This is a genomic window from uncultured Escherichia sp., assembly GCF_948475835.1.
Taxonomy (GTDB): Bacteria; Pseudomonadota; Gammaproteobacteria; order Enterobacterales; family Enterobacteriaceae; genus ECMA0423.
Genome location: NZ_CAOLGM010000144.1, coordinates 1 through 10,779, shown reverse-complemented (window position 1 = coordinate 10,779; position 10,779 = coordinate 1). Strand labels below are relative to the sequence as shown.

Annotated in this window: 10 protein-coding genes; 5 read left to right on the top strand and 5 right to left on the bottom strand. The window is 52.1% G+C overall.

Annotation, left to right across the window (positions count from 1 at the left end; genetic code table 11):
• From QZF50_RS20535 to pdhR, 3 genes are all read right to left on the bottom strand, one after another.
• Nucleotides 1-312, bottom strand: a 312-nt coding sequence (locus QZF50_RS20535; RefSeq protein WP_290388967.1) for a biotin/lipoyl-containing protein, incomplete at its 3' end; no start/stop codon positions are given.
• 14 nt (nucleotides 313-326) lie between these two features.
• Complete coding sequence (gene aceE, locus QZF50_RS20530; protein WP_000003820.1) at nucleotides 327-2,990, bottom strand: pyruvate dehydrogenase (acetyl-transferring), homodimeric type; 2,664 nt, start codon at nucleotides 2,988-2,990, stop codon at nucleotides 327-329.
• 160 nt (nucleotides 2,991-3,150) lie between these two features.
• On the bottom strand, nucleotides 3,151-3,915 hold the full coding sequence (pdhR, locus tag QZF50_RS20525; protein WP_000331776.1) for a pyruvate dehydrogenase complex transcriptional repressor PdhR: 765 nt from the start codon (nucleotides 3,913-3,915) through the stop codon (nucleotides 3,151-3,153).
• 540 nt (nucleotides 3,916-4,455) lie between these two features.
• Here pdhR and aroP point away from each other — a divergent pair.
• Nucleotides 4,456-5,829 carry an aromatic amino acid transporter AroP gene (aroP, locus tag QZF50_RS20520; protein WP_000969914.1) on the top strand — a complete coding sequence of 458 codons (1,374 nt, stop codon included), beginning with the start codon at nucleotides 4,456-4,458 and terminating at the stop codon, nucleotides 5,827-5,829.
• A gap of 42 nt (nucleotides 5,830-5,871) precedes the next feature.
• On the opposite strand, the gene ampE is transcribed toward aroP, so the two are convergent.
• Together ampE and ampD are read right to left on the bottom strand one after the other, a co-directional pair.
• On the bottom strand, nucleotides 5,872-6,726 hold the full coding sequence (gene ampE / locus QZF50_RS20515; RefSeq protein WP_000172006.1) for a beta-lactamase regulator AmpE: 855 nt from the start codon (nucleotides 6,724-6,726) through the stop codon (nucleotides 5,872-5,874).
• The gene (ampD, locus tag QZF50_RS20510; protein ID WP_000923721.1) at nucleotides 6,723-7,274 is read right to left on the bottom strand and encodes a 1,6-anhydro-N-acetylmuramyl-L-alanine amidase AmpD; all 552 of its coding nucleotides are present in this window, start codon (nucleotides 7,272-7,274) and stop codon (nucleotides 6,723-6,725) included. The genes ampE and ampD overlap by 4 nt, the downstream gene beginning before the upstream one ends.
• 87 nt (nucleotides 7,275-7,361) lie before the next feature.
• Here ampD and nadC point away from each other — a divergent pair, with 87 nt between their 5' ends.
• The 4 genes from nadC to QZF50_RS20490 all read left to right on the top strand — a co-directional run.
• Entirely contained in the window at nucleotides 7,362-8,255 is an 894-nt protein-coding gene (gene nadC / locus QZF50_RS20505; protein ID WP_061892088.1) for a carboxylating nicotinate-nucleotide diphosphorylase, read from the top strand.
• Nucleotides 8,256-8,457: 202 nt separating this feature from the next.
• Nucleotides 8,458-8,898 (top strand): prepilin peptidase-dependent pilin, encoded by a 441-nt coding sequence (ppdD, locus tag QZF50_RS20500; RefSeq protein ID WP_000360895.1) that lies wholly within the window; start codon nucleotides 8,458-8,460, stop codon nucleotides 8,896-8,898.
• A gap of 9 nt (nucleotides 8,899-8,907) precedes the next feature.
• Complete coding sequence (gspE, locus tag QZF50_RS20495; RefSeq protein WP_001470984.1) at nucleotides 8,908-10,293, top strand: type II secretion system protein GspE; 1,386 nt, start codon at nucleotides 8,908-8,910, stop codon at nucleotides 10,291-10,293.
• Nucleotides 10,283-10,779 (top strand): type II secretion system F family protein (locus QZF50_RS20490; protein ID WP_290388966.1); only part of this gene is annotated, 497 nt, incomplete at its 3' end. The genes gspE and QZF50_RS20490, both read left to right, overlap by 11 nt.

The following is a 10,779-nucleotide window of genomic DNA, read 5'->3' as shown; positions in this document are numbered from 1 at the left end:
CGCTGCAGCCGCTGGTGCTGCTGCCGGAGCTGTTTCTTTCTTCTCTTCTGCCTGAGCAGGTGCAGCGTCTGCTGCACCGTCGGCGGAATCGAAAATCATAATCAGTGCGCCGGTCTGGGTTTTATCGCCAACAGAGACTTTGATCTCTTTAACGATACCCGCCTGCGGAGACGGAACTTCCATAGAGGCTTTGTCGCCTTCTACGGTGATCAGCGACTGTTCGGCTTCAACTTTGTCGCCCACTTTGACCAGGATCTCGGTGATTTCAACTTCATCAGCCCCGATGTCCGGTACTTTGATTTCGATAGCCATTATTCTTTTACCTCTTACGCCAGACGCGGGTTAACTTTATCTGCATCGATGTTGAATTTGGCGATTGCGTCAGCAACCACTTTCTTATCGATTTCGCCACGTTTAGCCAGTTCGCCCAGCGCCGCTACAACCACGTAGGAAGCATCAACTTCGAAGTGGTGACGCAGGTTCTCACGGCTGTCGGAACGACCGAAGCCATCAGTACCCAGTACGCGGTAGTCGTCAGCCGGTACGTAAGTACGGACCTGCTCAGCGAACAGTTTCATATAGTCGGTAGATGCCACTGCCGGAGCGTCGTTCATCACCTGAGCGATATACGGAACGCGCGGAGTTTCCAGCGGGTGCAGCATGTTCCAGCGTTCACAATCCTGACCATCTCGCGCCAGTTCGGTGAAGGAGGTCACGCTATAAACGTCAGAACCTACGCCGTAATCTTTCGCCAGGATCTCTGCCGCTTCACGGACGTGACGCAGGATGGAACCGGAGCCCAGCAGCTGAACTTTACCTTTGCTACCTTCAATGGTTTCGAGTTTGTAGATACCTTTACGGATACCTTCCTCAGCACCTTCCGGCATTGCCGGCATGTGGTAGTTTTCGTTCAGCGTAGTGATGTAGTAGTAAACGTTCTCTTGTTTTTCACCGTACATACGCTCCAGACCGTCATGCATAATGACAGCAACTTCGTAAGCGTAAGCCGGGTCGTAAGAGATACAGTTCGGGATAGTCAGCGACTGAATGTGGCTGTGACCATCTTCGTGCTGCAGACCTTCACCGTTCAGGGTGGTACGACCGGAAGTACCGCCGATCAGGAAGCCACGCGCTTGCTGGTCGCCAGCCGCCCAGCACAGATCGCCGATACGCTGGAAGCCGAACATCGAGTAATAGATGTAGAACGGAATCATCGGCAGATTGTTGGTGCTGTAAGAGGTCGCCGCTGCCAGCCAGGAACAACCTGCGCCCAACTCGTTGATCCCTTCCTGCAGAATCTGACCTTTCTCGTCTTCTTTATAGTAAGCAACCTGCTCGCGGTCCTGCGGGGTGTACTGCTGACCGTTCGGGCTGTAAATACCAATCTGACGGAACAGACCTTCCATACCGAAAGTACGCGCTTCGTCGGCGATGATCGGTACCAGACGATCTTTGATCGACTTGTTCTTCAGCATTACGTTCAGGGCACGAACGAAAGCGATAGTGGTAGAGATCTCTTTGCTCTGCTCTTCCAGCAGCGCGCCGAAGTCTTGCAGGCTCGGCAGCTCAAGCTTCTCGGTGAAGTTCGGCTGACGGCTTGGCAGATAACCGTGCAGTTTCTGACGCTGTGCGTGCAGATAGGTATGCTCTTCAGAACCTTCCGGGAAGGTGATGTACGGCAGTTTTTCGATATCTGCATCAGACACCGGCACATTGAAACGGTCGCGGATGTGACGCACGCCGTCCATGTTCATTTTCTTAACCTGGTGCGCGATGTTTTTACCTTCAGCCGCGTCGCCCATGCCGTAACCTTTAATGGTATGAGCAAGGATTACTGTCGCTTTGCCTTTGGTTTCCTGCGCTTTCTTGAATGCAGCGTAGATTTTCTTCGGATCGTGACCACCACGGTTCAGTGCCCAGATCTGCTCGTCAGTCCAGTCTGCAACCAGTGCTGCGGTTTCAGGATATTTACCGAAGAAGTGTTCACGAACGTACGCACCATCTTTCGATTTGAAGGTCTGGTAGTCGCCGTCAACGGTTTCGTTCATCAGCTGGATCAGTTTACCGCTGGTATCTTTACGCAGCAGTTCATCCCAACGGCTACCCCACATCACTTTGATCACGTTCCAGCCAGCACCTTCGAAGATGCCTTCCAGTTCGTTGATGATCTTGCCGTTACCGGTGACCGGGCCGTCAAGACGCTGCAGGTTACAGTTGATAACGAAGACCAGGTTATCCAGTTTTTCACGGGTAGCGATGGTGATCGCACCTTTGGATTCCGGTTCGTCCATTTCACCGTCGCCGAGGAACGCGTAAACGGTCTGTTTAGAGGTATCTTTCAGGCCACGGTGTTCCAGATATTTCAGGAATTTAGCCTGGTAAATAGCACCAATCGGCCCCAGACCCATAGATACGGTCGGGAACTGCCAGAATTCCGGCATCAGTTTCGGGTGCGGATAGGAAGAGAGGCCATTGCCGTGAACTTCCTGACGGAAGTTATCCAGCTGCTCCTGAGTCAGACGACCTTCCAGGAAAGCACGAGCGTACACGCCCGGGGAGATGTGGCCCTGGAAGTAAACCAGGTCGCCGCCATCCTGCTCGTTGCGTGCACGGAAGAAGTGGTTAAAGCACACATCATAAATGGTTGCGGAAGACTGGAAGGACGCCATATGGCCGCCCAGTTCGAGGTCTTTTTTCGACGCACGCAGCACCGTCATGATGGCGTTCCAGCGGATAGCTGAACGAATACGGCGTTCCAGTTCCAGATTACCCGGATACTCCGGTTGTTCTTCAACGGGGATGGTGTTGATGTAGTTGCTGATACCTGTGCCTGCGGCTACGTTTACACCGCCTTTGCGGGCTTCAGCAAGCAGTTGGTCGATCAGATACTGAGCACGCTCAACACCTTCTTCACGGATGACCGATTCGATCGCCTGGAGCCAGTCGCGAGTTTCGATCGGATCCACGTCATTTGGGAAACGTTCTGACATGGGTTATTCCTTATCTATCTAATAACGTTGAGTTTTCTGGAACCTGTCCCATTGAACTCTCGCCGGAAAGCTCAATAAGACAGGTTCTACGTTTAGTTGCCGCGCTTTTATATGCGCTTGATTTACAACATCTTCTGGATAATTTTTACCAGAAAAATCACTAATTCTTTCGTTGCTCCAGACGACGCAGAGAACGCTCACGGCGGCTCTCTTCACGACTTCTGTCGAGCAAAATTTCTTCGATAAAGGCCAGATGGCGATGCGATGCTTCGCGCGCTTCTTCCGGCTTACCGGCCATAATCGCTTCAAATATGCGGGTGCGGTGACTACTCACCAGCGGCAGCATCTCGCGACGCGAATAGAGCAATTCGAAGTTCTGGCGGACATTCTGGGCCAACATCGGCTCCATACACCTTAGCAGATGAAGCAGAACCACATTGTGGGCCGCTTCGGTGACGGCAATCTGATACTGGAGTACGGCGTTTGATTCCGCGTCCAGATCGCCAGACTGCTGCGCCAGCTCTATGGCGTGGTGGAGTTCACGGATGCGTTCCTTGTCTTCATCGGTACTACGCAGCGCGGCGTAATAAGCGGCGATACCTTCCAGGGCGTGTCGTGTTTCGAGCAAGTCATACTGTGACTCAGGATGGTCGGAGAGCAGCTCCACCAGCGGATCGCTGAAGCTTTGCCATAGGCTGCTCTGGACAAAAGTGCCGCCACCCTGGCGACGAAGCAACAAGCCCTTCGCTTCGAGACGTTGAATCGCCTCACGCAAGGAGGGACGGGAGACGTCAAACTGTTTTGCCAGTTCGCGTTCCGGTGGGAGTTTTTCGCCCGGGCGGAGAGTGCCTTCGAGGATCAAAAACTCCAGTTGCTGCTCAATCACATCGGAGAGTTTTGGTTGGCGGATTTTGCTGTAGGCCATGAGTTCCTGTCTTAAGCCACTTGCCGAAGTCAATTGGTCTTACCAATTTCATGTCTGTGACGCTAAAGTAACAAAGTATTCACCTTATGTCCATACAGGTTTTGATTGAAATCATGAAACTGTGCACATTTTAACAACTTGACATATATAACGTTTCAAAGTTGTAACTATGCACAAATGTAGACTTTACGTAGGAAAGGAGTTTTTTAACGATTATTAAACTATAAAAATCCGAATTGAACCGATTCACTTACCAATTTTGTGATTTTTAATTCAATTAAAACGAATTTAAATTCATTCTACATATTGAGAGGGGTTGAGGCTGAGCTTTACAAACGGTTTCTTTTTAAGCAACTCATCTTCAACCATGCATAAAGCGGGTGCATTCGCTGCTGCATACCATTATTCTTGATCTGACGGAAGTCTTTTTGTAACAATTCAAACTTCTTTGATGTAAACAAATTAATACAACAAACGGAATTGCAAACTTACACACGCATCACTGCGTAGATCAAAAAAACAACCACCGCACGAGGTTTCATGATGGAAGGTCAACAGCACGGCGAGCAGCTAAAGCGCGGCCTTAAAAACCGCCATATTCAGCTTATCGCGCTGGGTGGCGCGATAGGGACCGGGTTATTCCTGGGTAGCGCCTCCGTAATACAGTCCGCAGGGCCAGGGATTATCCTGGGTTACGCCATTGCTGGTTTTATCGCCTTTCTGATCATGCGTCAGCTGGGTGAAATGGTGGTCGAAGAACCTGTCGCAGGCTCCTTTAGCCACTTTGCTTATAAATACTGGGGCAGTTTTGCCGGTTTCGCCTCTGGCTGGAACTACTGGGTACTGTACGTTTTAGTTGCCATGGCTGAGCTGACTGCCGTGGGTAAATACATTCAGTTCTGGTATCCGGAAATCCCCACCTGGGTTTCTGCCGCCGTATTCTTTGTGGTGATTAACGCCATCAACCTGACCAACGTTAAAGTGTTTGGCGAGATGGAGTTCTGGTTTGCCATTATCAAAGTTATCGCGGTGGTAGCGATGATCATCTTCGGCGGCTGGCTGCTATTCAGTGGCAACGGCGGCCCGCAGGCGACCGTTAGCAACCTGTGGGATCAGGGTGGTTTCCTGCCGCACGGCTTCACCGGGCTGGTGATGATGATGGCGATTATCATGTTCTCGTTCGGTGGTCTGGAACTGGTGGGGATCACCGCAGCAGAAGCTGATAACCCGGAGCAAAGTATACCGAAAGCAACTAACCAGGTTATCTACCGCATCCTGATTTTCTATATTGGTTCGTTAGCCGTTCTGCTCTCACTGATGCCGTGGACCCGCGTTACCGCCGATACCAGTCCGTTTGTGCTGATCTTCCACGAGTTAGGCGATACCTTTGTGGCGAATGCGCTGAACATCGTGGTACTGACTGCGGCGCTCTCCGTGTACAACAGCTGCGTATATTGCAACAGCCGTATGCTGTTTGGTCTGGCACAACAGGGTAATGCGCCAAAAGCGCTGGCGTCTGTCGATAAACGTGGTGTACCAGTAAATACCATTCTGGTGTCTGCACTGGTAACGGCGTTGTGCGTACTGATTAACTACCTTGCCCCAGAGTCCGCTTTCGGACTGTTAATGGCGCTGGTGGTATCTGCACTGGTAATCAACTGGGCGATGATTAGCCTGGCGCATATGAAATTCCGTCGCGCCAAGCAGGAACAAGGCGTGGTAACTCACTTCCCTGCTCTGCTTTATCCGCTGGGTAACTGGATCTGCCTGCTGTTTATGGCGGCGGTACTGGTGATTATGCTGATGACCCCAGGAATGGCGATTTCGGTATACCTGATCCCGGTATGGCTGATCGTGTTAGGTATCGGCTATCTGTTTAAAGAGAAAACCGCCAAAGCCGTAAAAGCGCATTAATCTCTCTACGCCCTCACCCGTACAGGGTGAGGGCAATAATCTTTACACCAACGCCCCGTAAATCGTCAGTAGTGCAATCACCACCACGACCACGAACGAGGTTTTCTTCGCCATTGAAACCGCTGCCCTCGGCGTCTCCACCTTATCGACATGCGGTTCACGCGCCAGAGAGAACTGCGCCAGACGCGTTAACACCTGATACTGCGAAGTATGGAAATCACCCAGCGAAGCAAACCAGGCCGGTAACGCTTTCTCACCATGACCGATCAAGGCATATACCACACCCGCAAGACGAACCGGCACCCAATCCAGTACATGAAGCACGGCATCAATGCCGGACTGTAAACGATGATGCGGCGTCTGATATCGCGCCAGCCAGTATTGCCATGCACGCAAAAACGCATACCCCATCAGCGTAACGGGTCCCCAGGTTCCCCCCACAATCAGCCAGAACAGCGGTGCAAGATAAAAACGAAAGTTAATCCACAGCAATGCATTTTGCAGCTCACGCAAATACTCACGTTCGTCGCAGCCTGCCGGGACGCCGTGAATCATGGTGAGTTCGCCAGCCATCGTGGCACGGGCATGGCTATCATTACGTGAAGCAGCTGTCAGATAAGCATGATAATGAAGACGAACTTTACCTGCGCCAATACACAGCAAACCAATCAGCAGCCACACCAGTAGCGTGGGAACGTTGAACAATACTCCCTGCAATGCGCGTAACAGTAAAAAAGTCACGCCCATCGCAATAATGGTCATGCCTAACGTGCGCCCGAGAGAAAAATGTTTCACCCGCCGAAAGAACGCTTCAAGACGATGATCAAGCTGCCAGTGCTCGCCCAACTTAAACAGGCGCTCGAAAATTAACACCAGTAAGGTTGTAAATAGCGTCATGTTGTCTCCTTGCTGACCAGCACACGAAACCGTGCCCAATCAAATGCAGGACCGGGATCGGTTTTCCGATCCGGCGCAATATCACAATGGCCCGTCATGTTTTTAGCGATATCCGGATAGCAATCAATCAGTGCCCGCGTAACCGCCGCAAGCTGTTGATACTGCGCATCGGTATACGCCAGCGTATCGGTGCCTTCAAGCTCAATCCCAATAGAAAAATCATTGCAGCGTTCGCGCCCCTGATACTGAGAGACTCCCGCATGCCATGCACGTTTATCGAAAGGAACATACTGGACTATTTCACCATCACGGCGAATCAAACAGTGAGCGGAGACGCGCAAATGGGCGATCTCAGCAAAGAAAGGATGTGCCTGCGGATCAATAGTTCCAGTGAATAATGCGTCGATCCACGGACCGCCAAACTCGCCTGGCGGCAGGCTAATATTGTGCACCACCAGCAGGGTGGGTGTTTCGTCATCCGGGCGGCAATCGTAATGTGGTGAGGGAACGCGGCGCGCGCCAACCAGCCACCCCTGTTCTAACAACATGCAGGATCTCCTTATATGTGGTGCTAATACCCGGTTCAGAGTAGCATGTTTCTACCTTATGATTCGTTAGCTATCTGGAGTTTTAACATGCCGCCTCGCCGCTATAACCCTGACACCCGACGTGACGAGCTGCTGGAACGCATTAATCTCGATATCCCCGGCGCGGTAGCCCAGGCGCTGCGGGAAGATTTAGGCGGAACAGTCGATGCCAACAATGATATTACGGCAAAACTTTTACCGGAAAATTCTCGCTCTCATGCCACGGTGATCACCCGCGAGAATGGCGTCTTTTGCGGCAAACGCTGGGTTGAAGAGGTGTTTATTCAACTGGCAGGCGACGATGTCACCATAATCTGGCATGTGGATGACGGCGATGTCATCAATGCCAATCAATCCTTGTTCGAACTTGAAGGCCCATCCCGCGTGCTGTTAACGGGCGAACGCACTGCGCTTAATTTTGTGCAAACCCTTTCAGGAGTTGCCAGTAAGGTACGCCACTATGTCGAATTGCTGGAAGGCACCAACACGCAGTTGTTGGATACGCGCAAAACCTTACCCGGCCTGCGTTCAGCTCTGAAATACGCGGTACTTTGCGGCGGCGGAGCGAATCACCGTCTGGGGCTTTCTGATGCCTTCCTGATCAAAGAAAACCATATTATTGCCTCCGGCTCAGTGCGCCAGGCGGTCGAAAAAGCGTCCTGGCTGCACCCGGATGCGCCAGTAGAAGTCGAAGTAGAGAATCTGGAAGAACTTGATGAAGCCCTGAAAGCAGGAGCCGATATCATCATGCTGGATAACTTCGAAACAGAACAGATGCGCGAAGCCGTCAAACGCACCAACGGCAAGGCGCTACTGGAAGTGTCTGGCAACGTCACTGACAAAACACTGCGTGAATTTGCCGAAATGGGCGTGGACTTTATCTCCGTCGGTGCGCTAACTAAACACGTACAAGCACTCGACCTTTCAATGCGTTTTCGCTAATAGTTGACAGATTTATCCGCTCCATCGCGGGCGGATAATCTCCCCTTCCCCAACTTTCTTCGTAACGCCTCGCAAATTTCTTGTCTTTCGCTGCAACGAAATAAAAAACCTCGGAATCTGCTTTCCCGTTTCGTTTTTTGCCCCTCGCCTGTGCTGATGGCGTTTGCCAAAGTAGCGCCAACCAAATCAAGGAGCGAAACAGATGGACAAGCAACGCGGTTTTACACTTATCGAACTGATGGTGGTTATTGGCATCATTGCCATTTTAAGCGCCATTGGTATTCCCGCTTATCAAAACTACCTGCGCAAAGCCGCACTCACCGACATGCTACAAACCTTTGTGCCTTACCGTACCGCCGTAGAGTTGTGCGCGCTGGAACATGGTGGATTAGATACCTGCGACGGTGGCAGCAATGGCATTCCCTCGCCTACCACCACCCACTATGTTTCAGCCATGAGTGTGGCAAAAGGCGTGGTGTCGCTGACCGGGCAAGAAAGTCTCAATGGACTAAGCGTCGTCATGACACCGGGTTGGGATAACGCAAACGGCGTCACCGGCTGGACGCGCAACTGCAATATTCAAAGTGACAGCGCATTGCAGCAAGCCTGCGAAGATGTCTTCCGCTTTGATGACGCCAACTAAGGAGCGGCAATGAATATTCCACAGCTCACGGCCCTGTGTCTGCGTTATCAGGGAGTCTTGCTGGATGCCAGCGAAGAAGTGGTTCATGTTGCGGTGGTCGATGCCCCCTCACATGAGTTGCTGGACGCATTGCATTTCGCTACCACCAAACGTATTGAGATCACCTGCTGGACGCGCCAACAAATGGAAGGTCACGCCAGTCGCACACAACAGACATTGCCCGTAGCTGTTCAGGAGAAGCATCAGCCCAAAGCAGAGTTGCTAGCTCGAACGTTACAATCTGCGCTGGAACAACGCGCGTCTGATATTCATATCGAACCAGCGGACAATGCCTACCGCATCCGCTTGCGTATCGACGGCGTATTGCATCCTTTACCGGATGTTTCACCGGATGCCGGAGTCGCATTAACCGCCAGATTAAAAGTGCTGGGAAACCTGGATATTGCGGAACATCGCCTGCCGCAGGACGGGCAATTCACTGTCGAACTGGCAGGAAACGCCGTCTCATTTCGTATTGCGACCTTACCATGTCGGGGTGGTGAAAAGGTGGTATTAAGGTTGTTACAGCAGGTGGGTCAGGCACTGGATGTCAACACGCTTGGAATGCAGCCGTTACAACTGGCGGACTTTGCTCATGCCTTGCAACAACCACAGGGACTGGTGCTGGTAACTGGCCCTACAGGCAGCGGCAAAACGGTCACGCTTTATAGTGCCCTGCAAACGCTGAATACCGCTGACATTAATATTTGTAGCGTCGAAGATCCGGTTGAGATCCCCATAGCCGGACTAAACCAGACGCAAATCCATCCGCGTGCCGGACTCACCTTTCAGGGCGTGTTGCGTGCGTTATTGCGCCAGGATCCTGACGTCATCATGATCGGAGAGATCCGCGATGGCGAAACAGCAGAGATCGCTATTAAAGCGGCGCAAACTGGTCACCTGGTGTTGTCTACCCTACACACTAATTCCACCTGCGAAACGCTGGTACGTTTACAGCAAATGGGGGTCGCCCGCTGGATGCTATCATCGGCGCTTACGCTGGTAATAGCCCAGCGTCTGGTACGCAAACTTTGCCCACATTGTCGCCGGCAGCAAGGGGAGCCCATCCACATTCCAGACAATGTATGGCCATCGCCGCTGCCCCACTGGCAGGCACCCGGTTGTGTACATTGCTACCACGGTTTTTATGGTCGTACGGCCTTATTTGAAGTTCTGCCCATAACGCCGGTCATTCGTCAGCTTATTTCCGCTAATACCGACGTTGAATCGCTGGAAACGCACGCACGACAGGCGGGTATGCGTACGCTTTTTGAAAACGGCTGCCTGGCCGTGGAGCAAGGCTTAACCACCTTTGAAGAGTTAATCCGCGTACTGGGGATGCCGCATGGCGAGTAAGCAACTCTGGCGCTGGCATGGCATAACCGGCGACGGCAATGCGCAAGATGGGATGCTATGGGCAGAGAGCCGTGCTTTGCTGCTCATGGCACTACAGCAACAGATGGTTACCCCACTTAGCCTGAAGCGAATCGCCATCAATTCTGCGCAGTGGCGAGGAGATAAAAGCGCGGAAGTCATTCATCAACTGGCGACGCTACTCAAAGCCGGGTTAACGCTTTCTGAAGGGCTGGCACTGCTGGCGGAACAGCATCCCAGTAAGCAATGGCAAGCGTTGCTGCAATCGCTGGCGCACGATCTCGAACAGGGCATTGCTTTTTCCAATGCCTTATTACCCTGGTCAGAGGTATTTCCGCCACTCTATCAGGCGATGATCCGCACGGGTGAACTGACCGGTAAGCTGGATGAATGCTGCTTTGAACTGGCGCGTCAGCAAAAAGCCCAGCGTCAGTTGACCGACAAAGTGAAATCAGCGTTACGTTATCC

Coding starts and splice junctions, on each gene's coding strand:
- aceE (WP_000003820.1), bottom strand. CDS start 2,990: ATGTCAGAACGTTTCCCAAATGACGTGGATCCGATCGAAACTCGCGAC.
- pdhR (WP_000331776.1), bottom strand. CDS start 3,915: ATGGCCTACAGCAAAATCCGCCAACCAAAACTCTCCGATGTGATTGAG.
- aroP (WP_000969914.1), top strand. CDS start 4,456: ATGATGGAAGGTCAACAGCACGGCGAGCAGCTAAAGCGCGGCCTTAAA.
- ampE (WP_000172006.1), bottom strand. CDS start 6,726: ATGACGCTATTTACAACCTTACTGGTGTTAATTTTCGAGCGCCTGTTT.
- ampD (WP_000923721.1), bottom strand. CDS start 7,274: ATGTTGTTAGAACAGGGGTGGCTGGTTGGCGCGCGCCGCGTTCCCTCA.
- nadC (WP_061892088.1), top strand. CDS start 7,362: ATGCCGCCTCGCCGCTATAACCCTGACACCCGACGTGACGAGCTGCTG.
- ppdD (WP_000360895.1), top strand. CDS start 8,458: ATGGACAAGCAACGCGGTTTTACACTTATCGAACTGATGGTGGTTATT.
- gspE (WP_001470984.1), top strand. CDS start 8,908: ATGAATATTCCACAGCTCACGGCCCTGTGTCTGCGTTATCAGGGAGTC.